General features: G+C 62.8%; 25 protein-coding genes. 14 read left to right on the plus strand and 11 right to left on the minus strand.

Annotation, left to right across the window (positions count from 1 at the left end; all coding sequences use genetic code 11):
- Nucleotides 1-7: 7 nt before the first annotated feature.
- The 5 genes from cheR to flgE all read left to right on the plus strand — a co-directional run bounded on the left by cheR (nucleotide 8) and on the right by flgE (nucleotide 4,008).
- Nucleotides 8-835 carry a protein-glutamate O-methyltransferase CheR gene (cheR, locus tag UCMB321_RS19695; protein ID WP_040070096.1) on the plus strand — a complete coding sequence of 276 codons (828 nt, stop codon included), beginning with the start codon at nucleotides 8-10 and terminating at the stop codon, nucleotides 833-835.
- A gap of 241 nt (nucleotides 836-1,076) precedes the next feature.
- The gene (gene flgB / locus UCMB321_RS19700; protein WP_040070098.1) at nucleotides 1,077-1,484 is read left to right on the plus strand and encodes a flagellar basal body rod protein FlgB; all 408 of its coding nucleotides are present in this window, start codon (nucleotides 1,077-1,079) and stop codon (nucleotides 1,482-1,484) included.
- 3 nt (nucleotides 1,485-1,487) lie between these two features.
- Nucleotides 1,488-1,931, plus strand: a complete 444-nt coding sequence (flgC, locus tag UCMB321_RS19705) for a flagellar basal body rod protein FlgC (protein ID WP_040070100.1) — start codon at nucleotides 1,488-1,490, stop codon at nucleotides 1,929-1,931.
- A gap of 15 nt (nucleotides 1,932-1,946) precedes the next feature.
- Nucleotides 1,947-2,681, plus strand: coding sequence for a flagellar hook assembly protein FlgD (flgD, locus tag UCMB321_RS19710; protein WP_040070102.1), 735 nt, complete (start codon nucleotides 1,947-1,949; stop codon nucleotides 2,679-2,681).
- Nucleotides 2,682-2,712: 31 nt separating this feature from the next.
- The gene (gene flgE / locus UCMB321_RS19715; protein ID WP_040070103.1) at nucleotides 2,713-4,008 is read left to right on the plus strand and encodes a flagellar hook protein FlgE; all 1,296 of its coding nucleotides are present in this window, start codon (nucleotides 2,713-2,715) and stop codon (nucleotides 4,006-4,008) included.
- Between the two features lie 271 nt (nucleotides 4,009-4,279).
- Here the strand turns inward: flgE and UCMB321_RS19720 are convergent, their stop codons facing one another.
- Complete coding sequence (locus UCMB321_RS19720; protein WP_040070105.1) at nucleotides 4,280-7,180, minus strand: ribonucleoside-diphosphate reductase subunit alpha; 2,901 nt, start codon at nucleotides 7,178-7,180, stop codon at nucleotides 4,280-4,282.
- Nucleotides 7,181-7,903: 723 nt separating this feature from the next.
- Here UCMB321_RS19720 and UCMB321_RS19725 point away from each other — a divergent pair.
- A complete protein-coding gene (locus UCMB321_RS19725; protein WP_040070107.1) occupies nucleotides 7,904-8,641 on the plus strand; it encodes a response regulator in 738 nt (245 codons plus the stop codon).
- A complete protein-coding gene (locus tag UCMB321_RS19730; RefSeq protein WP_040070109.1) occupies nucleotides 8,638-10,248 on the plus strand; it encodes an ATP-binding protein in 1,611 nt (536 codons plus the stop codon). Before UCMB321_RS19725 ends, UCMB321_RS19730 begins: the two co-directional genes overlap by 4 nt.
- A gap of 152 nt (nucleotides 10,249-10,400) precedes the next feature.
- Here the strand turns inward: UCMB321_RS19730 and UCMB321_RS19735 are convergent, their stop codons facing one another.
- Nucleotides 10,401-11,126, minus strand: a complete 726-nt coding sequence (locus tag UCMB321_RS19735; RefSeq protein WP_040070111.1) for a 4'-phosphopantetheinyl transferase family protein — start codon at nucleotides 11,124-11,126, stop codon at nucleotides 10,401-10,403.
- A 201-nt stretch (nucleotides 11,127-11,327) separates the two neighbouring features.
- Nucleotides 11,328-12,119 carry a dienelactone hydrolase family protein gene (locus UCMB321_RS19740; protein ID WP_040070112.1) on the minus strand — a complete coding sequence of 264 codons (792 nt, stop codon included), beginning with the start codon at nucleotides 12,117-12,119 and terminating at the stop codon, nucleotides 11,328-11,330.
- Between the two features lie 207 nt (nucleotides 12,120-12,326).
- Between UCMB321_RS19740 and UCMB321_RS19745 the strand changes: the two genes are divergently transcribed.
- On the plus strand, nucleotides 12,327-13,004 hold the full coding sequence (locus UCMB321_RS19745; protein ID WP_040070114.1) for a response regulator: 678 nt from the start codon (nucleotides 12,327-12,329) through the stop codon (nucleotides 13,002-13,004).
- Nucleotides 13,001-14,347, plus strand: a complete 1,347-nt coding sequence (locus UCMB321_RS19750) for an ATP-binding protein (protein WP_040070116.1) — start codon at nucleotides 13,001-13,003, stop codon at nucleotides 14,345-14,347. The genes UCMB321_RS19745 and UCMB321_RS19750 overlap by 4 nt, the downstream gene beginning before the upstream one ends.
- A gap of 15 nt (nucleotides 14,348-14,362) precedes the next feature.
- On the opposite strand, the gene UCMB321_RS19755 is transcribed toward UCMB321_RS19750, so the two are convergent.
- A complete protein-coding gene (locus tag UCMB321_RS19755; RefSeq protein WP_040070117.1) occupies nucleotides 14,363-15,361 on the minus strand; it encodes an AraC family transcriptional regulator in 999 nt (332 codons plus the stop codon).
- Nucleotides 15,362-15,697: 336 nt separating this feature from the next.
- Here UCMB321_RS19755 and UCMB321_RS19760 point away from each other — a divergent pair, with 336 nt between their 5' ends.
- Both UCMB321_RS19760 and UCMB321_RS19765 read left to right on the plus strand, forming a co-directional pair.
- Nucleotides 15,698-17,029, plus strand: a complete 1,332-nt coding sequence (locus tag UCMB321_RS19760; protein WP_040070118.1) for a dicarboxylate/amino acid:cation symporter — start codon at nucleotides 15,698-15,700, stop codon at nucleotides 17,027-17,029.
- Between the two features lie 252 nt (nucleotides 17,030-17,281).
- Complete coding sequence (locus tag UCMB321_RS19765) at nucleotides 17,282-18,463, plus strand: CaiB/BaiF CoA transferase family protein (protein ID WP_040070119.1); 1,182 nt, start codon at nucleotides 17,282-17,284, stop codon at nucleotides 18,461-18,463.
- A gap of 166 nt (nucleotides 18,464-18,629) precedes the next feature.
- On the opposite strand, the gene UCMB321_RS19770 is transcribed toward UCMB321_RS19765, so the two are convergent.
- Nucleotides 18,630-19,124, minus strand: a complete 495-nt coding sequence (locus tag UCMB321_RS19770; protein WP_040070120.1) for a SprT family zinc-dependent metalloprotease — start codon at nucleotides 19,122-19,124, stop codon at nucleotides 18,630-18,632.
- A gap of 135 nt (nucleotides 19,125-19,259) precedes the next feature.
- Complete coding sequence (locus tag UCMB321_RS19775; RefSeq protein WP_040070121.1) at nucleotides 19,260-19,862, minus strand: Yip1 family protein; 603 nt, start codon at nucleotides 19,860-19,862, stop codon at nucleotides 19,260-19,262.
- 285 nt (nucleotides 19,863-20,147) lie between these two features.
- On the opposite strand from UCMB321_RS19775, the gene ttcA reads away from it, so the two are divergent.
- Entirely contained in the window at nucleotides 20,148-20,972 is an 825-nt protein-coding gene (gene ttcA / locus UCMB321_RS19780; RefSeq protein ID WP_040070122.1) for a tRNA 2-thiocytidine(32) synthetase TtcA, read from the plus strand.
- A complete protein-coding gene (locus UCMB321_RS19785) occupies nucleotides 20,972-21,643 on the plus strand; it encodes a DNA-3-methyladenine glycosylase I (protein WP_040070123.1) in 672 nt (223 codons plus the stop codon). The genes ttcA and UCMB321_RS19785 overlap by 1 nt, the downstream gene beginning before the upstream one ends.
- A gap of 125 nt (nucleotides 21,644-21,768) precedes the next feature.
- Here UCMB321_RS19785 and UCMB321_RS19790 read toward each other — a convergent pair whose 3' ends face one another.
- Genes UCMB321_RS19790 through arsC form a run of 3 tightly spaced genes read right to left on the minus strand, consistent with a single transcriptional unit; the run spans nucleotide 21,769 to nucleotide 23,127 of the window.
- Nucleotides 21,769-22,179, minus strand: a complete 411-nt coding sequence (locus UCMB321_RS19790; protein ID WP_040070124.1) for a DUF2069 domain-containing protein — start codon at nucleotides 22,177-22,179, stop codon at nucleotides 21,769-21,771.
- Nucleotides 22,172-22,777, minus strand: a complete 606-nt coding sequence (wrbA, locus tag UCMB321_RS19795; protein WP_040070125.1) for an NAD(P)H:quinone oxidoreductase — start codon at nucleotides 22,775-22,777, stop codon at nucleotides 22,172-22,174. Before wrbA ends, UCMB321_RS19790 begins: the two co-directional genes overlap by 8 nt.
- Complete coding sequence (gene arsC / locus UCMB321_RS19800; protein ID WP_040070126.1) at nucleotides 22,774-23,127, minus strand: arsenate reductase (glutaredoxin); 354 nt, start codon at nucleotides 23,125-23,127, stop codon at nucleotides 22,774-22,776. The genes wrbA and arsC overlap by 4 nt, the downstream gene beginning before the upstream one ends.
- Nucleotides 23,128-23,242: 115 nt before the next feature.
- Between arsC and UCMB321_RS19805 the strand changes: the two genes are divergently transcribed.
- The gene (locus UCMB321_RS19805) at nucleotides 23,243-23,704 is read left to right on the plus strand and encodes a TlpA family protein disulfide reductase (protein ID WP_040070127.1); all 462 of its coding nucleotides are present in this window, start codon (nucleotides 23,243-23,245) and stop codon (nucleotides 23,702-23,704) included.
- Between the two features lie 3 nt (nucleotides 23,705-23,707).
- On the opposite strand, the gene UCMB321_RS19810 is transcribed toward UCMB321_RS19805, so the two are convergent.
- Both UCMB321_RS19810 and UCMB321_RS19815 read right to left on the minus strand, forming a co-directional pair.
- Nucleotides 23,708-24,112, minus strand: coding sequence for an META domain-containing protein (locus tag UCMB321_RS19810; RefSeq protein WP_040070128.1), 405 nt, complete (start codon nucleotides 24,110-24,112; stop codon nucleotides 23,708-23,710).
- The gene (locus tag UCMB321_RS19815; RefSeq protein WP_040070129.1) at nucleotides 24,112-24,546 is read right to left on the minus strand and encodes a hypothetical protein; all 435 of its coding nucleotides are present in this window, start codon (nucleotides 24,544-24,546) and stop codon (nucleotides 24,112-24,114) included. The genes UCMB321_RS19810 and UCMB321_RS19815 overlap by 1 nt, the downstream gene beginning before the upstream one ends.
- Nucleotides 24,547-24,648 lie beyond the last annotated feature (102 nt).

Raw genomic sequence — 24,648 nt, forward strand, 5'->3', positions numbered from 1 at the left:
GCATCATTTGTCTACGGGTAATTTGGATTTCGAACAGTTCCGGGTCTTCCTGGAAAAGGCCTGTGGCATTCTGCTCGGTGAAAACAAGCAGTATCTGGTTTCCAGCCGTCTCAATAAACTGATGGAGCAGCAGGGGCTCAAGTCCCTGGGCGAGCTGGTTCAGCGGATCCAGGCCCAGCCACGCAGCGGTTTGCGCGAGCAGGTGGTGGATGCCATGACCACCAACGAAACCCTGTGGTTTCGTGACACCTATCCCTTCGAGGTCCTGAAGAACAAGGTGTTGCCGGAAATGATCAAGGCCAGTCCTGGCCAGCGTCTGCGGATCTGGTCGGCCGCGTGCTCGTCGGGGCAGGAGCCCTATTCGATCTCGATGTCGATCGATGAGTTCGAGCGGACCAACATGGGGCAGTTGAAAGGCGGCGCGCAGATTGTCGCCACCGACCTGTCCGGGCTGATGCTTACCAACTGCAAGAGCGGTGAATACGACAGCCTGGCCATTGGCCGCGGTCTTTCGCCCGAGCGCCTGCAGCGTTACTTCGATCCCAAGGGGCCGGGACGCTGGGCGGTCAAGGCGCCGATCAGGAGTCGGGTGGAGTTTCGCTCGTTCAACCTGTTGGACAGCTATGCGAGCCTGGGCAAGTTCGACATCGTGTTCTGCCGCAACGTGTTGATCTACTTCTCCGCTGAAGTGAAGAAGGACATTCTGCTGCGTATCCACGGCACCCTGAAGCCGGGCGGCTACCTGTACCTCGGGGCATCGGAAGCCCTGAACGGTCTGCCGGATCACTATCAGATGGTGCAGTGCAGCCCGGGGATCATCTACCAGGCCAAGTAAGCGGCAAGCAGGACAAAAAGACGGGAACCCCAGCGGGTTCCCGTTTTTTTTGCTGGATTGTTTTGCCGCTTTACTGGCACTCGGCGGAAATGCCTTGCCGCTTTTCTGGCATTGCCGCTCGCCATCTGCCCGCAAGCCCTTGATTTACAAGCATCAGAAAACTGGCATGGGCCTTGCTATGTCACTTGCAACGAACAGCCTGTTCCAAAAAACCAGGTCAACCCGCTAAAGGTTTCCCGACATGAGCATCAACTTCGATAAAGCGCTCGGTATCCATGAGCAAGCCCTGGCCTTCCGCGCCCAGCGCGCCGAAGTTCTGGCGAACAACATCGCCAACGCCGATACCCCGAACTACAAGGCACGGGACATGGATTTCTCCTCGGTGCTCGCCGAGCAGAGCGAAAAGGCCCAGAACGGCAGCTTTGCACTGAACACCACCAATGCCCGCCATATCGAAGCCCAGGGGCTGAGCAACGGCGATGCCACGCTGCAGTACCGCACACCGATGCAGCCGTCGATCGACCAGAACACCGTGGATGCGCAGATCGAGCAGTCGAACTATGCGAAGAACTCGGTCGACTTCCAGGCCAGCTTCACCCTGCTGAACGCACGATTCAAAGGGCTGGTTTCAGCCCTGCGTGGAGAATAAGTCATGTCCCTGTCCAGCGTTTTCAACATTGCCGGTACCGGCATGAGTGCCCAGACCACTCGCCTGAACACCGTCGCCAGTAACATCGCCAACGCCGAAACCGTCTCGTCGAGCATGGACCAGACCTATCGTGCCCGTCATCCGGTGTTCGCCACCATGTTCCAGAACGGCCAGGGCCAGACCGACAACTCGCTGTTCCAGAGCCAGGACGGAGCGGGCGCCGGCGTTCAGGTCATGGGCGTGGTCGAAGACCCCAGCAACCTTGAAGCCCGTTATGAGCCGAACCATCCGGCCGCTGACGCCAACGGGTATGTCTACTACCCCAACGTCAACGTGGTCCAGGAAATGGCCGATATGATTTCCGCCAGCCGTTCGTTCCAGACCAACGCGGACATTATGAGCACCGCCAAAACCATGATGCAGAAGGTCCTGACCCTCGGTCAGTGATAAGGGGCGATTTCCATGACCACGGTTTCCAGCACTTCGTCGAGTACCAGTACTTCGACACTTGATACGATCATTGCCAACTCCAAGAAGACCACTACCGGCAGTACCGACGCGCTGGGCAATGCCATCAGCAGCGCCGCCGGCGGCCAGACGCTGGGCAAGGACGCGTTCCTGCAACTGCTGGTGACCCAGCTGAAGAACCAGGACCCGCTCAACCCCCAGGACAACAGTGCCTTCGTCGCACAGTTGGCGCAGTTCAGCAGCCTGGAAGGTATCCAGACGCTCAACACCAGCGTGAACAACATCTCCAGCTCCTTCCAGTCGTCCCAGGCGTTGCAGGCGTCGTCGATGGTCGGGCGTTCGGTCATCGCGCCGGCCACCCAGGCCGTGGTCGATACCAGCAAGACCTTCACCGGCACGGCCGTGGTTCCAAGCTCCGTCAGCGATGTGACCCTGAAGATCACCGATTCCAGCGGCACCGTGGTCAGGACCATCGACATGGGCTCCCAGGCGGCCGGCAATGCCGCCTTTACCTGGGATGGCAAGAATGATGCGGGCACCTTGTTGTCCAGCGGCACCTACACCTTCAATGCCTCCGCGCCGATCAGCGGCACGACCACGGCGCTCACGACCAACCTGCCGGCGACCGTCAGCAGCGTGACCCTGGGTCAGAACGGCGGCGAAATGATGCTCAACCTGGCGGGCGTGGGCAGTGTTGCTCTGTCCAAAGTCCAGACCATTGGCCTGTAAGAGCCGACCAACACGAAGTAAGGAGTGAACCATGTCTTTCAATATCGGTTTGAGCGGTCTCTCTGCGGCCAGCAAGCAACTCGACGTCACCGGCAACAACATCGCCAACGTCAACACCACCGGCTTCAAGTCTTCCCGTGCGGAATTCGCCGATGTGTACTCGGCGACCAAGCTGGGCACCGGCGCCAAGACCATCGGTAACGGCGTGAACCTGGCCAACGTCTCGCAGAACTTCGGCAACGGCGGCATGGACAGCACCGGCAACGTGCTGGACATGGGCGTGCAGGGCAACGGCTTCTTCGTCCTGAGCGGCAACGGTTCCCTGAGCTACACCCGTGCCGGCACCTTCAAGACCGACAAGGACGGCTACGTCACCAACACCGACGGCACCGCGAAACTGCAAGGCTTTGCCGCCGATGCCAACGGCAACATCATTCCGGGTGTGCTGACCAACCTGCGGATCGACACCTCGAACCTGTCGCCCCAGACCACCACCAAGATCGGCTCGACCCTCAACCTCGACTCCAAGTCGGCGGTGATTGCCACGCCGTTCGATGCGACCAATACCGCGACCTACACCAAGCCGTTCAGCACCACGATCTATGACACCCAGGGCAACTCCCACTCCCTGGACCAGTATGCGGTCAAGACCGGTTCCAACACCTGGAACGTCTATTCGCTGATTGATGGTCGCAATCCTAATGGCACGGCGGCAACCGTGGGTGGGGCCACCGACCCTGTCCCGGTGGCTGTGACCTTTGACTCCGCGGGCAAGTTGGCGAGCATTGGCGGTGTCGCTGGCCAGACCTCTATTACCGTTACCGGTTGGGTGCCCGGCACCGTCACTGCTGGTGTCTGGGCGGCGAACGGCGCGGCCTCGAACGCCGCCGGCATTGCCGTCGACTTTACGAAAACCACCCAGTTCAACGCCGATACCGCCCGTAACGCCATCACCAACGACGGTTACGCCACTGGCCAGATCACCGACGTCACCATCGATGCCACCGGTGTGATCTCGGCCAACTTCAGTAACCAGCAGCACAAGGCGATCGGCCAGGTGGCCCTGGCGACCTTCACCAACGAGCAAGGTCTGCAGGCCGTCGGTGGCACCAGCTGGAAAGAAACCTTCTCGTCCGGCCAGCCGGCCTTTGACGGCGGTACGGTCGGCACCAACGGTTCGATCGTTTCCGGTTCCCTGGAGGCCTCCAACGTCAACCTGACCAGCGAGCTGGTGGACCTGATCAAGGGCCAGAGCTACTACCAGGCGAACGCCAAGACCATCTCCACCCAGAGCAGCATCATGCAGACCATCATCCAGATGGCGTGATGCGGCCTGACTGAAAGCGCTTTGCAGGAAAGCCCCTTGAATGGGGCTTTTTTGTGCCTGTGATCATGAATCCAGCCGGCAACATCGACCTCCTGTAGGAGCGAGCTTGCTCGCGATGGTCGTTAACGATGACGCGGGGCATCTGATACCCCGCGGTGCCTGGGCTACCCTCGCGAGCAAGCTCGCTCCTACAGGCAAAAGAAAACCCCCGCCAGGCAGGGCCTGACGGGGGTTTTTCAACCAGCGCGGTGAGGCGCTGGCCTGGCTCGGCTTATTGGCAAGCTTCGCAATCCGGCTCGTCGATCGCACAGGCCTTTGGCACAGGTGCCGGGCCGGCTGGCGCGGTGGGGGCCGCCAGGATCGAATCGTCGCCGTGGTTGCCGCCACTGGACACCGCGTTCAGCTTGCCAGTGTTGATGGTCGACTTCTCGGTGCTGGTCGCGGCCAGGGCACGGAGGTAGTAGGTGGTCTTCAGACCACGGTACCAGGCCATGCGGTAGGTCACGTCGAGCTTCTTGCCCGAAGCACCGGCGATGTACAGGTTCAGCGACTGCGCCTGGTCGATCCACTTCTGGCGACGGCTGGCGGCATCGACGATCCACTTGGTTTCCACTTCGAACGCGGTCGCATACAGCTCCTTGAGCTCCTGCGGAATGCGTTCGATCTGCTGCACGGAACCGTCGTAGTACTTCAGGTCGTTGATCATCACCGAGTCCCACAGGCCGCGCGCCTTCAGGTCGCGAACCAGGTACGGGTTGATCACGGTGAATTCGCCCGACAGGTTCGATTTCACGTACAGGTTCTGGTAGGTCGGCTCGATCGACTGCGAGACGCCGGTGATGTTGGCGATGGTCGCGGTCGGTGCGATGGCCATGATGTTGGAGTTGCGAATACCTTTCTGTACACGGGCACGAACCGGTGCCCAGTCCAGGCTTTCGGTCAGGTCGACATCAATGTACTTCTGGCCGCGGGACTCGATCAGGATCTGTTGCGAATCCAGCGGCAGGATGCCCTTGGACCACAGCGAACCCTGGAACGTCTCGTAGGCGCCACGCTCGTCGGCCAGGTCGCAGGAGGCCTGGATCGCGAAGTAGCTGACCGCTTCCATGGACTTGTCGGCGAACTCGACGGCGGCATCCGAACCGTAAGGGATGTGCTGCAGGTACAAGGCGTCCTGGAAGCCCATGATGCCCAGGCCCACTGGACGGTGCTTGAAGTTGGAGTTCTTCGCCTGCGGCACCGAGTAGTAGTTGATGTCGATCACGTTGTCGAGCATGCGCACGGCGGTGTTCACGGTGCGTTGCAGCTTGGCCTTGTCCAGCGTGCCGTTGACGATATGGTTCGGCAGGTTGATCGAGCCCAGGTTGCAGACGGCGATCTCGTCCTTGTTGGTGTTCAGGGTGATCTCGGTGCACAGGTTCGAGCTGTGTACCACGCCGACGTGCTGCTGCGGGCTGCGCAGGTTGCACGGGTCCTTGAAGGTCAGCCATGGGTGGCCGGTCTCGAACAGCATGGAGAGCATCTTGCGCCACAGGTCCTTGGCCTGGACGACCTTGAACAGCTTGATCTTGTTGTACTCGGTCAGGGCTTCGTAGTACTCGTAGCGCTCTTCGAAGGCCTTGCCGGTCAGGTCGTGCAGGTCCGGCACTTCCGATGGCGAGAACAGGGTCCACTTGCCGTCATCGAAGACGCGCTTCATGAACAGGTCGGGGATCCAGTTGGCGGTGTTCATGTCGTGGGTACGACGACGGTCGTCACCGGTGTTCTTGCGCAGCTCGATGAACTCTTCGATGTCCATGTGCCAGGTTTCCAGGTAGGCACAGACCGCGCCCTTGCGCTTGCCGCCCTGGTTGACCGCCACGGCGGTGTCGTTGACCACCTTGAGGAAGGGCACGACGCCCTGGGACTTGCCGTTGGTGCCCTTGATGTAGGAGCCCAGTGCGCGTACCGGGGTCCAGTCGTTGCCCAGGCCGCCGGCGAATTTCGACAGCATGGCGTTGTCGTGGATCGCGCCATAGATGCCCGACAGGTCGTCCGGCACGGTAGTCAGGTAGCAGCTCGACAGCTGTGGACGCAGGGTGCCGGCGTTGAACAGGGTCGGCGTCGACGCCATGTAGTCGAAGGACGACAACAGGTTGTAGAACTCGATGGCACGCTCTTCACGTTGCTTCTCTTCGATCGCCAGGCCCATGGCCACGCGCATGAAGAAGATCTGCGGCAGTTCGAAACGGATACCGTCCTTGTGGATGAAGTAACGGTCGTACAGGGTTTGCAGGCCCAGGTAGGTGAACTGCTGGTCGCGCTCGTGGTTGATCGCCTTGCCCAGTTTTTCCAGGTCGAACTCGGCCAGCACGGGGTTCAGCAGTTCGAACTCGATACCCTTGGCGACATAGGCCGGCAGGGCCTTGGCGTACAGGTCGGCCATCTCGTGGTGGGTGGCGCTCTCGGCCACGGCCAGGAAGCTCAGGCCTTCGGCACGCAGGGTGTCCATCAGCAGGCGAGCGGTCACGAACGAGTAGTTCGGCTCACGTTCCACCAGGGTGCGGGCGGTCATCACCAGGGCGGTGTTGACGTCCTTCAGGGCCACGCCGTCGTAGAGGTTCTTCAGGGTTTCGCGCTGGATCAGGTCGCCGTCGACTTCTTCCAGGCCTTCGCAGGCTTCGCTGACGATGGTGTTCAGGCGGCCCATGTCCAGCGGCGCGACGCTGCCGTCGGCACGGGTAATGCGGATCGACGGGTGGGCGTTGACCGGTGCTTCGGCCGGGGTGCGGATGGCGCGTTCCTTGGCCCGCGAATCACGGTAGATCACGTAGTCGCGCGCGACTTTCTGCTCGCCGGCACGCATCAGGGCCAGTTCGACCTGGTCCTGGATTTCCTCGATGTGGATGGTGCCGCCCGAAGGCATGCGCCGTTTGAAGGTCGCGGTGACCTGCTCGGTCAGGCGGGCGACGGTGTCGTGGATGCGCGACGAAGCGGCAGCGGTGCCGCCTTCAACTGCGAGGAACGCTTTGGTGATGGCGACGGTGATCTTGTCATCGGTGTAGGGAACGACAGTGCCGTTACGCTTGATCACGCGCAGTTGGCCCGGCGCGGTGGCGGACAGATCCAGATTCGAATCGGCGGCCTGCGGCACGGTGCCTTGCGGGTTCTCGCGAGTTGTGTCGGTTTGCATGGGTGTCTCCACGTTCTCTATGTTTGTTTGGGCACCACGAAGGTGCCCACCGTTCTGTCCTGAAGCACTACAACCGAGCGATGTCGGGCATAACCACTTCGAGACAGAGGAAGGGGGCCGTCGGGCGCCGCTTCCATGCCGAAGTTTTCAACGCCGCGGGTCGCTGACCCGAAGCGGTATTCCTGGTGGGTGACAGTTTTGTCCTGCAACACCCGTACCGTTTTCCCACGCAAGAGGGGGGAGAACGGCTGCCATCCGCATCTGCGGTTTGGGCTTTCAAATCGGTGTTTAGTTCAACCCCGCGGATGCAAGAAAAGAGCTTGAGTTCCTGACGCGAAATGTGGTTGGGGATTTTGGGCGAAAACCCTACATGTTGGGTTTTTTTGCCGCCGAGCTACAAGATAATGCGTTTTTGGGGGCGATTGCAACGTGCTACCTGTGGATAAATCTGTGCGTAATTTGTGTATGAAAGCTTGAAACAGCATGTAGGCCGCGGCAGGGCGGGATTGGACCACCCGTCATTGTTTTTTACCGCTGCAACCGCCCCTCGCGCGGATTTTTGCGGGCGCGCACCCTATCACAAAAAAAGCCCATGACCGAGTGCAAATCCAGGTGTGTGTACGATTGCCGGTCGTTGCTACAATCGGCCGGCGATACCCTTTCTATATCCTCCCAAATCATGACAAAAAGACGGGCGGATCCTTTTCAATGCTGGATATTCGTATGCAGAGGTCGCCCGTGGAGCAAGCCTGGCAGGTATTGATAGTCGAGGATGACCAGCGTCTGGCCGAACTGACCCGTGAGTACCTCGAGAGCAACGGCTTGCGGGTCTCCATCGAGGGCAACGGCGCCCGGGCCGCCGAGCGGATCATCGCCGAACAGCCTGACCTGGTGATTCTCGACCTGATGCTGCCCGGCGAGGATGGCTTGAGCATCTGCCGCAAGGTGCGCGAGCGCTACGACGGGGTGATCCTGATGTTGACCGCGCGCACCGACGACCTCGACCAGATCCAGGGGCTGGATCTGGGGGCCGACGATTATGTCTGCAAGCCCGTGCGCCCGCGCCTGTTGCTGGCGCGTATCCGTGCGCTGCTGCGGCGCGGCGAGGCGCCCCAGGGCGGCACCGGGGAAAAGGTCCGGCGTCTGCGGTTCGGCCCGTTGGTGGTCGACAACGCCTTGCGCGAGGCCTGGCTGAGCGAGGTCGGGATCGAGCTGACCAGCGCCGAGTTCGATCTGCTCTGGTTGCTGGTGGCGAATGCCGGGCGGATCCTGTCTCGCGAAGAAATCTTCACGGCCTTGCGCGGCATCGGCTATGACGGCCAGGACCGCTCCATCGATGTGCGCATCTCGCGCATCCGGCCGAAAATCGGCGACGACCCCGAGCATCCGAGGCTGATCAAGACCATTCGCAGCAAAGGCTATCTCTTCGTTCCCGAAGCGTGTGCAGACTTGCCGTCGTGAACTCGATCTTCCTGCGCATCTACGGTGGCATGTGCGCTGCGCTGGTGCTGGTGGCGTTGCTCGGGGTCCTGGCCCTGCACCTGCTCAACCAGGCGCGCGGCGAGCAGTATCGCGAGCACCTGGCCCACGGCACCTTCTCGCTGATGGCCGACAACCTGCGGCCGATGGACGAAATCGAGCGCCGCCGGGCCCTGGTGGTGTGGGAGCGCTTGCTGGGCATTCCGCTGTCCTTGCAGTCGCTGGCCGATGTGCACCTGGATCTCGGCCAGCGGACCCGTGTGCTGCGGGGGCAGGCCCTGGTGGAACAGACCGGGCCTTATGCGGCGAAAATCTATCGACTGGTCAGCGATCCGGAACAGCTTGTGCTGACCGGCGAGGTCCAGCAGATCAGCGAGCAGCTGGCCCGGGCAACCATCTATCTGCTGGCCGACGAGTTGGTTCGCTATCCCTATGCCGAGCAGCCCGGGCGCCTGGCGGCGCTCAAGCGTGACAAGGGCTTTGGTTTCGACATGAAGCTGGTCACCCTGGACCAGGCCGCCATGGATGAAGACCAGCGCCGGCGGATCAGCGAAGGCGACACGGTCATGGCCCTGGGCAAGGGCGGCGATTCGATCCGGGTGTTTGCCGGCCTCTCCGGTACGCCCTGGGTCCTGGAAATCGGCCCGCTGTATCAGATGGACCCCTATCCGGTCCAATGGCTGGTATTGATCGCCGTGCTCGGCTTGAGCCTGATCGGCCTGATCGTCTACCTGTTGGTGCGGCAGCTGGAGCGGCGGCTGCGCGGCCTGGAGTCGGCGGCCACGCGGCTGGCCCAGGGCAGCCTGGAAACCCGCGTGCCGGCGGGTGGTGCCGACTCCATCGGACGCCTGGCCGCGGCGTTCAATGGCATGGCCGAGCACCTGCAGCGGTCGTTGATGATCCAGCGCGAGCTGGTGCGAGCGGTGTCCCACGAGTTGCGCACCCCGGTGGCGCGCCTGCGTTTCGGTCTGGAAATGATCGGCGATGCGCAGACGCCCGAGGCGCGGCACAAGTACATGGAGGGCATGGACAACGATATCCAGGACCTCGACCGACTGGTGGACGAGATGCTGACCTACGCCCGCCTGGAGCAAGGCACCCCGGCCTTGAACTTCCAGCGGATCGACCTCAGTGCCCTGGTCGACCAGGTGATCGGTGAACTGGCGCCGTTGCGGGTGGAGGTGCGGGTCACGCGCGGGTTGTGCTTTCCGTTGGCCGACGGGGGCGAGGTCTGGGTCGAGGCCGAGCCGCGTTATCTGCATCGGGCCTTGCAGAACCTGGTCAGCAACGCGATGCGCCATGCGCAGTCCCAAGTTTGTATAAGCTATCAGGTCGGGCCATTGCGCTGCCGGGTGGATGTCGAGGACGACGGCCCCGGTGTCCCGGAAAGTGCCTGGGACCGGATTTTCACGCCGTTCATGCGCCTGGATGACAGCCGGACCCGGGCCTCGGGTGGGCATGGCCTGGGGTTGTCCATCGTGCGTCGGATCATTCACTGGCACGAGGGCCGGGCGCTGATCGGCAAGAGCCAGTTGCTCGATGGCGCGTGCTTCAGCCTGAGCTGGCCACGGTATCAGGGCAAGAGCTGAACCCGGGGCGATCACTGATTTTGTGGGCGGCGTGTTCCCCTGTGGGAGCCCGGCTTGCCGGCGATGGCGTCCGCGTCGGCGCCGCAAGGCTCAAGGGCCTCATCGCTGCGATGCGGCGTCCCGACAAGCCAGCTCCTACAAAAAAGCGGTGTTCAGGCTGGGATGGCGACCAGGCTCAGCAATTGTCCTTCATGCAGGCCGAACTGCGCCTGCAGTTCGCTGCCATTGCGCCATTCACTGGACAGATCGGTCAGCAGGCGCAAACGCACTTGCCCGTGGAGATCCCATTCGAGCACTTCGGCGTGCTCGAAGTAAAAGCGCTTGCGCACCAGTGGGTAGAGGGCCTTGAACAGGCTTTCCTTGACCGAGAAGGTCAGGGTCACCAGCAGGGCGAGCTGCTCGGCGTCGCCGGCGGCCATGCGCTGCATCTCGGCCGGGGTGAGGATCTCGCCGGCCAGTCGCTCGGCCCGCTCGGCGCTCAGCAGGTCTTCCAGGTCCATCCCCAGGCCTTGCCAGTGGCGTTTGGGCGCGACGATGGCGGCGGCCCGGCCGCTGCCATGGGTGATGGAGCCGGTGACATGGGCCGGCCAGATGGGCGCACGGTCCTCACCGATGGCGGGAACGTGGTCGGTACCGTCCAGTTGCCGCAGGGCGGCGCGGGCACAGAGGCGTCCGGCGAGGAATTCGGCCTGGCGCTTGGCCACTGAGCGTTGAATGCTGGCGGGCGGTTCGATGCGGCTGCGCTGGAAGTCGTCCGGGACCAGCTGGGACGGGGTGAACCGGGTGCTGAGAAAGACGCCATGCGCCACCGTCTCGGGCAGCGGCCAGTGGGCGTCGAGGGGCGTGCAGCAGGCGGGCAGGGCTGGGAGGCTGTTCATGTCCGGCATTTTGCCGGGTTGGGGCGACGCTGGGTAGTGGTCGACTCGTCTGCGTGGTCAACCCCGAAACGCTGTCTGTAGGAGCCGGCTTGCTGGCGATAGCGATGGTGAATGTTACATCGCAATCGCCAGCAATCGAGCGTCGACCGGCCGCTCCTACAGGTTTCGCGGTGCGTTCAAGATTCCATTTGGCAGCGTGGCTCAGCCAAAGACCTTCTTCAGGAACGCCCGCATATCCGCCCACGAACTTTCATCGGCGGCCTTGTTGTAGCCGATATCCGGGCCACCGTGATCGCCGTGGCTCAGGCGATCCGCGTCCGGGTTGGTGAAACCGTGCTTGGCCCCTTCCAGGCTGACGAAGCGGTAGTCGGCGCCGGCCTTGTCCATTTCCGCCTTGAACGCGCTGACGTTTTGCGCGGTGACCATGCTGTCCTTGGCACCATGTTCCACCAGGATCCTGGCCTTGACACTGCCCGGCGTAGCCGGTGTGTCGGTCGCCAGGGCGCCATGGAAACTGACCACGCCGGCCAACGGCACGCCCCGGCGCGCGGCGTCGAGCACTACGCCACCGCCGAAGCAGTAGCCGATGGCGGCGAGTTTGTCCGGATTGGTCTGCGGCTGCTGTTTCAGCAGCTCGAGCCCGGCCTGGAAACGCGCGCTGGCGGCGGCGCTGTTCTGGGTCGCGGCCTGCATGAAGGCCATGGCGTCTTTCGGGTGTTCGGTGTTCTTGCCCTCGCCATACATGTCGATGGCCAGGGCGCTGTAGCCCAGGGCCGCGAGGTCGCGGGCGCGGCGCTTGGCGTAGTCGTTGAGCCCCCACCATTCGTGCACGACCACGACGCCCGGCCGCGGGCCCTTGATCGCGTCGTCATAGGCCAGATAGCCGATCATCCGCGTGCCGTCGGGGCTTTGGTAAGGAATGCTCCGGGTCTTGATCTCGGCCTGGGACAGGGTGCTCAGCGCGAGCAGAAAAACAGCGAGTAACAGCCGCATTGCAGGTTCTCCCGAAAAAAGGTGATACCGGCCAAGCCTAGACGATCCAATGTGTTCAGGGGGAGTTCAGGGCTGCCTGTTTACTCTGTATCAATGATGATGCGCGAATCTGCTGCTTGCCGGTCGGCCGTGTCTTTCATGAAACACTTTGGCAGAACTGAGTTACCGTTATGGGTGAAGCGATACCGGTAGCGTTGGGAGAGCAGTATGAAATTGCTGGTGGTAGAAGACGAGGCGTTGCTGCGCCATCACTTGCAGACCCGCTTGAGCGACAGTGGTCACGTGGTCGAGGCGGTGGGCAATGCCGAAGAGGCGCTGTACCAGACCGAGCAGTTCCATCATGACCTGGCGGTGATCGACCTCGGCCTACCGGGCATGGGCGGGCTGGACCTGATCCGCCAGTTGCGTTCGAGCGACAAGGTATTCCCGATCCTGATCCTCACCGCGCGCGGCAACTGGCAGGACAAGGTCGAAGGCCTGGCCGCCGGTGCCGACGACTACCTGGTCAAGCCCTTCCAGTTCGAGGAGCTGGAGGCGCGGATGAATGCCTTGCTGCGGCGCTCCAGCGGCTTTACCCAGTCGACCATTACCGCTGGCCCCCTGCTGCTGGACCTCAATCGCAAGCAGGCCTCCCTCGACGACCAGCCCCTGGCCCTGACGGCCTACGAATACCGGATTCTCGAATACCTGATGCGTCATCACCAGCAGGTGGTGGCCAAGGACCGCCTGATGGAGCAGTTGTACCCGGACGACGACGAGCGTGATCCGAATGTGATCGAAGTGCTGGTCGGGCGCCTGCGGCGCAAGCTGGAAGGGCCGGTCGGGTTCAAGCCGATCGATACCGTGCGGGGACTGGGCTACCTGTTCAACGAGCGCTGCCGGTGATTCGTTCGCTGCGGGTGCGGCTGATGCTGGCCGCCACCATCCTGGCGATCCTGTTCATGCTGGCCTTGTTACCGGCGATGCAGGGCGCATTCAGCCTGGCGTTGCAGGACTCCATCGAGCAACGCCTGGCCTCGGACGTGACCACGCTGATTTCCGCGGCGCGCATCGAAAAACAGAAGCTGCAGATGCCCGATCTGCTGCCCGACGAAAAATTCAACCTGCCCGACAGCCGCCTGCTGGGCTACATCTTTGACCGCGAGGGGCGCCAGGTCTGGCGTTCGCGGTCGACCCAGGAAGAACACATCAATTACAAGCCCCGTTATGACGGGCGCGGCAGCGAGTTCGCGAAGATCCGCGAGGACAACGGCGACGAATTCTTCGTCTACGACGTGGAGGTCAAGCTGCTGGGCGGCAAGAGCGCGGCCTACAGCTTTGTCGCCCTGCAGCCGATGCGCGAATACAACATGACCCTGGCCGGCCTGCGGGAAAAACTCTACCTGGGTTTCGGCGCGGCCTTGACCGTGCTGTTGGCCCTGCTCTGGCTCGGCCTGACCTGGGGCCTGCGCGCGCTGCGGCGCTTGAGCCAGGAGCTGGACCAGATCGAGAGCGGCGAACTGGAGAGCCTCAGCGAGGAGCATCCGCGGGAACTGCTGCGCCTGACCGGCTCGCTCAACCGCTTGCTGCGCAGCGAACGTGAACAGCGTAGCCGCTATCGCGATTCCCTGGACGACCTGGCCCACAGCCTGAAAACGCCCCTGGCGGTCTTGCAAGGGGTCAGCGAGGGGATGGCCCTGCGGCCCCAGGATCGCGATCAGGCGCGGGTCCTGCAGAGCCAGATCGAGCGGATGAACCAGCAGATCAGTTACCAGTTGCAGCGTGCCAGCCTGCGCAAGAGCGGCCTGGTCCGGCATCAGGTCGAATTACGTCCGGTGCTCGACAGCCTGTGCAGCACGCTGGACAAGGTCTATCGCGACAAACAGGTCAAGGTCGTCATCGACGTGCCGCAGTTCAACCATGTGCCGATCGAGCAGGGGGCGCTGCTGGAACTCCTCGGCAACCTGCTGGAGAACGCCTATCGCCTGTGCCTGAGCCAGGTGCGGATCAGCATGCGCCGGGGCTTGCAGGGGATCGAGGTGTATGTCGAGGACGACGGCCCGGGCGTGCCGCCCGACCAGCGGGAGCGGATTCTGCGACGCGGCGAGCGCCTGGACCGTCAGCACCCGGGGCAGGGCATCGGCCTGGCGGTGGTCCAGGACATTATCCAGAGCTACGACGCCGAGATGACCCTGGGGGATTCGAACCTGGGAGGGGCATCGTTCCGGATTCATTTCCCTCCACAATGACCGCCGGGGCCGCGTCTACAGTTCCTGGGCGCGATAGGCGCCGGGGGTCAGGCCGGTCCACTTCTTGAAGGCCCGGTGAAACGCCGAGGGCTCGGAAAAACCCAGCTGCTCGGCGATCTGTTGCAACGACCGTTCGCTGCGGCCCAGGTGATAGATGGCGATGTCCCGCCGCAGTTGATCCTTGAGCTCCTGAAAACTCGTGCCCTCCTCGCGCAAGTGCCGCCGCAGGGTCTGCGGGCTGATGTGCAGGTGCTGGGCGACGGCTTCCAGGTCCGGCCAGCGCGTGGCGTCACGGCTGAGCAGGCGCCGCAGCTGGCTGCTCAGGCTGTCGCCGTCGTCGGGACGGGCCAGCAGGTCGGCGGGGGCGCGACCGAGGAACTGCTTGAGCGTGCGTTCGTCCTGCTGCAACGGCATCCCCAGGTAACGGCTGCTGAACAGTAGGCTGGTGGCCGTGGCATCGAAGGTCAGGGGGCAAGGAAACAACAGGTCGTATTCACTGGCATGCTCGGGCCTCGGGTAGCCGAAGCTGGCCTCGAGCAGGCGAATACGCTGGCCGATCAGCCAACTGCCCAGGCGGTGCCAGACCACCAGCAGGCATTCGCTGAGAAAGTGATCCGGATCCCACAGGTTCGAGGCGTCCAGGCTCAGGCGCGCGCAGTCGCCTTCGCGACTGAGCCGCAGGCGCGGTGCGTCGGGGAACAGGCTGTAGAACAGCAGGCCACGGTTCAGGGCCTTTTCCAGCGTGGGGCAATGAATCAGCGCATGGCTCATCATGGCGAAGGTGCCGCGCCGACAGCGGCCCTGGCCGAACCCCAGGTATTCGTCGTTCAGCTCCAGCCAGAGCCCTTGCAGCAGTTGCGTGAACTGCTCCGGCGCCAGGCGGGCCCTGGGTTCGTCCAGCCATTGCGGAGCGATGCCCAGGCGTTGCAGCAGCGGCGAACACTCGTGACCCTGTCGACGCGCGCCTTCCAGGGCGGCGCGGGCGAAGTGGCTGGCGATGGTGCGTTCGCGCATGGGGCGGTTCCGTCTATTGAGTGGCCGATGCTAGTCATGGATATGACGCCCGGACAAGGCGGATATCCGCCAAATCCTCGGGTGCTTTGGGGTGGATGGGCGGAAAACCGCCATCTATGCTGTAGGCGTGATTGATCGATAAAACCCGCAAAGGATGATGGCTAAAGGCTTTGCCGGTATTTTGCAAAAAGTGGCACGGGCTTTGCGAACAACAAGGGGTCTAGCCCCACGCAGTTTGACAAAAAACAAAAATCCCTCCGGTGCAGGAGGGTTCGTGCTTCAGGTCCCATGGCCGCTGATGGATAACGGGCGTGTGATCTATTGAGGAACTTTGCAATGACGACTCGTCAGCCACTGTACAAATCCCTGTATTTCCAGGTGGTCGTAGCCATCGCTATCGGCATCCTGCTCGGTCATTTCTACCCACAGACCGGCGTGGCCCTCAAGCCACTGGGTGACGGCTTCATCAAGCTGATCAAAATGGTCATCGCCCCGATCATCTTCTGCACCGTCGTCAGCGGCATCGCCGGCATGCAGAGCATGAAGTCGGTCGGCAAGACCGGCGGCTATGCGCTGCTGTACTTCGAAGTCGTCTCGACCATCGCCCTGCTGATCGGCCTGGTCGTGGTCAACGTCATCCAGCCGGGCAGTGGCATGCACATCGACGCTGCCACCCTGGACGCTTCCAAAGTCGCGGCCTACGTCACTGCCGGCGCCGACCAGAGCGTCGTTGGCTTCATCCTCAACGTGATCCCGAACACCATCGTCGGCGCGTTCGCCAACGGCGACATCCTGCAAGTGCTGATGTTCTCGGTGGTCTTTGGTTTCGCCCTGCATCGCCTGGGTGACTACGGCAAGCCGATGCTGGACTTCATCGATCGTTTCGCCCACGTGATGTTCAACATCATCAACATGATCATGAAACTGGCGCCACTGGGTGCGCTGGGTGCCATGGCCTTCACCATCGGTGCCTACGGTGTCGGCTCCCTGGTGCAACTCGGCCAACTGATGATCTGCTTCTACATCACCTGCGTCCTGTTCGTGGTGGTGGTGCTGGGCGCCATCTGCCGTGCCCACGGTTTCAGCGTGCTGAAACTGGTCCGCTACATCCGTGAGGAGCTGCTGATCGTACTGGGTACTTCCTCTTCGGAATCGGCCCTGCCACGCATGCTGGTCAAGATGGAGCGCCTGGGCGCGAAGAAATCGGTGGTCGGCCTGGTGATTCCGACCGGCTACTCCTTCAACCTCGACGGTACTTCGATCTACCTGACCATGGCGGCCGTGTTCATCGCCCAGGCGACTGACGCGCACATGGACATCACCCACCAGATCACCCTGTTGCTGGTGCTGCTGCTGTCTTCCAAAGGCGCTGCGGGCGTGACCGGTAGTGGCTTCATCGTGCTGGCTGCGACCCTGTCGGCCGTCGGCCACCTGCCGGTTGCCGGTCTGGCGCTGATCCTGGGTATCGACCGTTTCATGTCCGAAGCCCGTGCCCTGACCAACCTGGTGGGTAACGCCGTGGCGACCCTGGTGGTGGCCAAGTGGGTCAAGGAACTGGACGAAGACAAACTGCACACGGAACTGGCTTCCGGCGGTCGCGGTATCGAGGACGAACGCGTACAGGACGAGCTGCGCGTGGCCGAAGAGCCGGCGCCAAACGCCAAGTAAGCGTCAGCGATGACAGGAAAACCCATCTTCGGATGGGTTTTTTTATGCCTGGTCGGTACCCCGATATGGCTGTTGCCACGGTCTGTGGGAGCCGGCTTGCTGGCGATGATATCGCTGCGGTGTACCTGACGATTCCGGGTGCCTGGATCGCCAGCAAGCCGGCTCCCACAACACCTCTGAGCGTTGTGGTGCTTGCCGCCCGGAGGCGGGCTGCCTACGCTGGAACCTGTCGATCCGGAAAATGGAAAACCCATGCAAGGTCCGCTGGCGTCGCTCAAGGTACTGGATTTCTCGACATTGCTGCCGGGGCCGTTCGCTTCGCTGTTGCTGGCGGACATGGGCGCGCAGGTATTGCGCATCGAATCGCCCGCACGCCCGGACCTGTTGCGGGAATTGCCGCCCCACGACCGGGACGTTTCCGCCAGCCATGCCTGGCTCAATCGCAACAAGCGCAGCCTGGCCCTGGATTTGAAGCAGGCCGAGGCGGTGGCGGTGATCCATCGCCTGGTGCGCGAGCATGACATCGTCCTGGAGCAGTTCCGTCCCGGGGTGATGGACCGGCTCGGCCTGGGTTATGAGGCCCTGAAGGCGATCAACCCAGGGTTGATCTACGTGTCGATCAGCGGCTACGGACAGACCGGCCCTTACCGCGATCGTGCCGGACATGACATCAACTACCTGGCGCTGTCGGGGTTGGCCAGCTACACCGGGCGCCGGGAGGGCGGACCGCTGCCCCTGGCGATGCAGGTGGCGGATGTGGCGGGCGGTTCGCTGCATGGGGTGATCGGCTTGCTGGCGGCGGTGATTGCCCGGCAGCAGACGGGGCTGGGGCAGTACGTCGATGTCAGCATGACCGACTGTGCCTTCAGCCTGAATGCCATGGCCGGCGCGGGGTTCCTGGCCTGCGGGGTAACGCCTGCGCCGGAGGCGCAGATGCTCAATGGTGGCAGTTTCTACGACTATTACCGCAGCCGGGAAGGGCGCTGGTTTTCCGTGGGCAGCCTGGAACCGGGGTTCATGGGGCAGTTGTGCGAGGCGTTGAAGAGGCCGGAGCTGGCGGCTTCTGGGTTGTCGTCGAAACCCGAGGAGCAACAGGCGTTGAAGCAGGCGCTGCAAGTCGAGTTCGAACAACGGGATTTCGCTGAGCTGTGCAGCCTGTTTGCGGCGCTGGACGCCTGCGTCGAGCCGGTGCTCAGCCTGGGCGAGGCGGTCGGGCATCCGCAGTTGCAGGCGCGGCAGGTGGTAGCCCAGGTACCGCGCGGCGATGGCAGCACCCAGGCGCAGATGGCCTGTCCGTTGAAGTTTTCCGGGGGCTTGCCGGCGCCCCGGCATATCGGCGCGCGGCTGGGCGAGCATGGCGATGAGGTGTTACGGGAGTTGGGGTACAGCCTTGAGCAGATCGATCAATTGCGCACCGCCGGTGTTATTGGCTGAGCACCCTCCCTGTAGGAGCCGGCTTGCTGGCGATGGGGCCCTTGAGCCTTGCAGTGCCTGTCGCGACGCAATCGCCAGCAAGCCGGCTCCTACACGAGGTTTGTATCGTCCCCGAATTCAGCGTTCGACGCCGACCTATCGATACCTCCGCACCCCCGATATCGGCTTACTCGGTGCGTGTTTCGCCGCTGTAGATCAAGGTCTGCCGGCAGCGCCGGCACAGATAGCGGCGTCCCTCGCTCACCAGTCGATGACGCTGGGCCGAAAACGGAAAATCGCTGTGGGCGCACGGGCAGCGGTAGATATAGCGGGTCACGCGGCGGCGCTGGACTTCATAGGTGTGACAGCGATTGGGTGGTAATTCGTAGACCCCGCGCATGATCAGTTGCCATTCCTCGCCATGGGGCTGGATGCGGTCGCCGAACAGTTGGTGGGCGATCAGGTGCGCCACCTCGTGGGCCACGGTCTGCTTGAGGAAGTCCTCGCGGTTTTCCCGGTACAGCTGCGGATTGAAGCGCAGCAGGTTTTCATGCAGGTGCGCCACGCCGGCCTTCTGGCCACGCAGCTTGAGGCTGACCAGCGGACGCTTGAAAGGTCGTTTGAAAAAGGATTCGGCCAGTTGGAAACAGTCTTCGACGCGGGTCTTGAGTTGCTCGGGCATGCTTTACGGATCTCCACAGGCATCCAGTATGCCGTAACCCCGGGGAATTCCGAATCCGCCAGGCGCCGAATGGTTGCGGCGCATTAAAAGGCCGCCTTGCGGCGGCCGGTGTTGGCAGTTATGGCTTTGTTTTATTCAGTTGGTGTACACCGGGCCGACGCCCAGGCCCCAGACGATCACGGTAAAGGCCATGATCGCCACCAGCACCACCAGGCCGACGGCCAGGACCGAACTGGAGAACAGGAACCCTTCGTCCGACGGGATGTTCATGAAGGTCGGCAGGCCGACGTACAGCAGGTAGACCGTGTAGCAGATGGCCGCGGTACCGACGACCATCCCCAGCCACATATGCGGGTAGAGCGCCGCCAGCCCGCCGATGAACAGCGGCGTGGCGGTGTAGGTGGCGAAGGCCACGCAACGGGACAGGCTGGGGTTGGCGTCATAGGTGCGGGCCATCCAGTGGATGAAGGCACCCATCACCGCGACACCGCAGAGCATGGCGATATAAGACATGAGCGTCATCCAGATGGCGCTTTCCTGGGTCAGCATCACCGGTGCGCGGCTGCCGATGACCCAGCCGACCCGGGTGGTGCCGATAAAGGCCGAAATGGCCGGGATGGCCGCCAGGATCAGGACGTGGGTGAGGTACATGTGACCGATGCTTTCCTCGGCATCGCCACGGATTTGTCGCCATTCCTGATCAGGGTGGGTGAACAGTCCTACGACGTGATGGATCATGCCAGTCACTCCTCTTGCTATTGCCATCGCCCCCCGGTGGAGCGCTTGCGGGCCAAGTGGCCGAAGTCAGGTCTGTATTTATATGCGACCTTATGTCGCAGTATAGGGAGGTCGGGAGGCGGGCTTTAGAGCAAATCGAACTGTCGGGTAGGGCTGTAATCGCCTTGTCGCATTTGCCGTCTGAACCGGGGGCGGCAGCGCCATCTTCGCCCCGCGCCGGTTTATAGGTAAAATAATCGGCTTTCGATACACCTCGCGCGGATATCAAGGGTTAAGGCAAGGGCTATGGGCACTCTTTCGGTCAATCAGAACAAACTGCAGAAACGCCTGCGCCGGCAAGCGGGGGAGGCGGTCGCCGACTTCAACATGATTGAAGAGGGCGACAAGGTCATGGTCTGCCTGTCCGGCGGCAAGGACAGCTACACCATGCTCGACGTTCTGATGCACCTGCAGAAAGTGGCGCCGATCAAGTTCGACATCGTCGCGGTGAACATGGACCAGAAGCAGCCCGGTTTCCCCGAGCATGTGCTGCCGGCCTACCTGAAAGAGCTGGGCGTGGAATATCACATCGTCGAGAAGGACACCTACTCGGTGGTCAAGGAGCTGGTGCCCGAGGGCAAGACCACCTGCTCCCTGTGTTCGCGCCTGCGTCGCGGCACGCTGTACACCTTCGCCGATGAGATCGGCGCGACCAAGATGGCCCTGGGGCATCACCGCGACGATATCGTCGAAACCTTCTTCCTCAACATGTTCTACAACGGCACGCTCAAGGCCATGCCGCCCAAGTTGCGAGCCGACGACGGGCGCAACGTGGTGATCCGGCCGCTGGCCTATTGCAGCGAGAAGGACATCCAGGCCTATTCGGACTTCAAGCAATTCCCGATCATTCCCTGCAACCTCTGCGGCTCCCAGGAAAACCTGCAACGCCAGGTGGTCAAGGAAATGCTCCAGGAGTGGGAGCGCAAGACCCCCGGGCGTACCGAAAGCATCTTCCGCGGTTTGCAGAACGTCGTGCCGTCGCAGCTGGCCGACCGCAACCTGTTCGACTTCACCGGGTTGAAGATCGATGAAACCGCCGCGTCGCGCTTCGTCAACGTCGTGAACCTCTGATGCGCGACTACAAATGGTTGCATGAGTACTGCCTGAACCGCTTTGGCTCGGCGGCCGCGTTGGAGGCCGAATTGCCGGTGCCCGCCAGTCCGCGGCAACTGCGGGAACTGCCGGACGACCGTTATCTGTCGATGATCGCCTTGCGGGTCTTCCGTGCCGGCCTCAAGCACAGCCTGGTGGACGCCAAGTGGCCGGTGTTCGAGGAGGTGTTTTTCGGCTTCGACCCGGAAAAAGTGGTGTTGATGGGGGCCGAGCATCTGGAGCGCCTGATGCAGGATGCGCGGATCATTCGCCACCTGGGCAAGCTCAAGAGCGTGCCGCGCAATGCGCAGATGGTCCTGGACGTGGCGAAGGAGAAGGGCAGTTTCGGCGCGCTGATCGCCGATTGGCCGGTCAGCGACATCACCGGGCTGTGGAAATACCTGGCCAAGCATGGTCATCAGTTGGGTGGGCTGTCGGCCCCGCGCTTGTTGCGGATGGTGGGCAAGGACACCTTTGTCCCGACCTATGACGTGGTGGCCGCGCTCAATGCGCAGCAGATCATCGACAAGGTGCCGACCAGCCTGCGGGACCTGGCGATCGTGCAGGACGCCTTCAACCAGTGGCATGCCGAAAGTGGCCGGCCGATGTGCCAGCTGTCGATGATGCTGGCGTACACCGTCAACCATTGAGCCGGATGTGGAACCTCTGTAGGAGCAGCCGGTCGACGCTCGATTGCTCGCGATGCTAGCCCAGGCACCACGGGGTATCAGATGCCCCGCGTCATCGTTGACGACCATCGCGAGCAAGCTCGCTCCTACATTTCTCCAGCCAACCGCCGATTCAACTGATGACGCCAGCGCACATATAGCATCGCGCTGCAGAACACCGCCACGCTCGCACCCATCTCCAGCACACCGAAGAGTTGCCGATTGGGATCGAACGCCGCCAATGCCCCCTTGAGGAAATACAGGTTCACCACATAGCAGGTGAACGAGTGCCCGCGCGCGCTGCCCATCAACATCCCCGGCAGCAAGGGCAGCAGCGGTGCCAGTTCGATCAGCAGGATCACCCAGGGCCGGGCGCCGTGCAGGTCGGCGAATACCAGGTAATAGACACTCAGCAAGGCCATCAGGCCGAAAAAGCATGCCAGCGCCAGCGCGCGACTCCACTGCACGCGCGGTTCGAGCCAGGCCTCGGGCGGCAGCACCTTGGGCTTCCTAGCCACGGCCGTTCTCCAGGCTCAGGGCGGTCTTCGCCAGGCGCATGCCGAGGGCCCGGCACAAGGCGATCTCATGTTCGTCCAGGGCGCGCTTGCCGTCGACACCGGTATGGTGGCTGGCGCCATAGGGCGTGCCGCCGCCGCGGGTGTCGAGCAAGGCCGACTCGCTGTAGGGCAGGCCGGTGACCAGCATGCCGTGGTGCAACAGCGGCAGCAGCATCGACAGCAAGGTGCTTTCCTGGCCGCCGTGCAGGCTGGACGTCGAGGTGAAGACCCCGGCCGGCTTGCCCACCAGGGCACCGGTCAGCCACAGGTTGCTGGTGCCGTCGATGAAGTACTTCAACGGCGCCGCCATGTTGCCGAAGCGGGTCGGGCTGCCCAGGGCCAGGGCCGCGCAGTTTTTCAGGTCGTCGAGGCTGGCATACAGGGCGCCTTCCTCGGGAATCTCCGGCGCCACCGCTTCGCATTGGCTGGAAATCGCCGGGACGGTCCGCAGGCGTGCTTCCAGGCCGGCCTGCTCGACGCCACGGGCAATCTGCCGGGCCATTTCGCGGGTCGAGCCGTTGCGACTGTAGAACAGCACCAGAACGTAAGGTGCGCTCACGGCAGGATCTCCAGCACATTCTCCGGTGGGCGACCGATGATCGCCTTGTCGCCCGCGACCAGGATCGGTCGCTCCATGAGCCGGGGATGTTCGGCGATCGCGGCGATCAGTTGCGCTTCGCTCAGTTGGGGATCGGCCAGGTTCAGTTGCTTGTACTCATCCTCGCCGGTACGCAGCAATTGGCGCGCGCCGATGCCGAGCTTGCCCAGCAGCGCCTTGAGTTGCGTGGCGTCCAGCGGGGTTTCCAGGTAGTGCACGACGGTGGGGGTGAGGCCGCGGTCCTGGAGCAGTTCCAGCGCGCCGCGGGATTTCGAGCAGCGCGGGTTGTGATAAAGCGTCAGATCGGTCATGTGCGGGTCGCATCTTGCGTAAGGTGGCGGGTATTCTACCTCTCTGGCGAGCGCTCCTGAACCTTGTGAGGTAAAGGGTCGCAGTCGATGACTCAATTGATGGGGGATTGCGCACATGGCGAGGCAATGGGTCGCCGCATTGGCGATGATGGGGGCGTTGCTGCTGAGCGGCTGTGGCAACGATTACGGGGTGGACCAGCACGGCCAGAAGATCGCGTCCGAGCGCCTGGATAAACAGTGGAAAGTGGTCAACTACTGGGCGGAGTGGTGTGGCCCGTGCCGGACCGAGATCCCGGAGTTGAACGCCTTGTCCGAGCAGCTCAAGGGGCAGTCGGTGGAGGTGTTCGGGGTGAACTTCGACGGTTTGCAGGGCGATGACCTGCGCAAGGCCGGCGAAGCCCTGGGCATCCGTTTCACGGTGCTGGCCCAGGACCCGGCGGACTTTTTCGACCTGCCGCGCAGCGAAGCCTTGCCGGTGACCTACATCATCGATGACAAGGGCAAGGTTCGCGAGCAATTGATGGGCGAGCAGACCGCGGCGGGGGTATTGGCCAAGCTCAAGGCCTTGCGTGGCTGAGCCTCAGCCTTCTTCCGACCACAGCCGCAGCGGCTGGCCTTGCTGCGGCCAGAAACGCACCTGTTCGATGGGCGAGATGTCCCAGCGCTGGACATTTTCCAGCGCCTGGAGGAAGCGCTGTTCCTGCTCCATCAGCGCCGGTGCGCAGCGCTTGCGGGTGCTGCCGACCTTGCCGAAGCTCAGGTTCTTGCCGTCCAGGGTGTAGGGCGCGAACCAGTGATTGCAACCGCCGCTGCCATAGGCCCGGCCATCGTCGCCCAGGGTGACGGTCAGATGGCTGTTGTCGATCAGCGGCCGTTCGCCGATCCACTCCAGCACATAGCTGTGATCCTGCTGCAATTGCACCTGTTCGCCGGCGCAGCCGAACAGGCTGGCACCGAGCACTCCCAGAATCACCGCGCGTTTCATTACTTTGCCTCCTGGCATCTCGGGCACAGGTGCTTCTCGCCCTGTGTGGTCCAGCCCAGCTCGGCGATACGCGCCGTGGCGGCCGGTTTTTGTGCGGCGTTGCCGAGCTTGGCGTCCACCGCGAATTCGAAGTTCAGTTCTTTGGCGCAACTGTCGCAGTTGACCTGCCACTGGTGGATCGCCAGTTCGCCGAACACCGGCCCCTTGGCGACCGCGACCCATTGGCCCGGCGGATTGATCAGGTGGCGAACGGTGTCCACGGTCAGGCGCATGGACAGGTCCTTGCTGCCCTTGAGGGTCACCAGCAGGACGTCCTCGGCGCGGATCGAGCCACCGTTGCCGGTGACCTGATAACGCCCCGGCACCAGGGCGCGGCATTCGGTCAGGGTGTGTTGCGGGTTCATCAGGCTGTAGCGGAAATCGTGTTCGACCATGGGTCCTCCAAATATGGCCGGTATGCTAGCACGCAGACGCCGCGCACATGGCAGCGGCGTATGACCTTCGATCCGGTGAGGGGCGGCGGTTGCGGGGGCTCG

It is taken from the genome of Pseudomonas batumici (genome assembly GCF_000820515.1).
In the GTDB taxonomy this organism is placed as follows: Bacteria; Pseudomonadota; Gammaproteobacteria; order Pseudomonadales; family Pseudomonadaceae; genus Aquipseudomonas; species Aquipseudomonas batumici.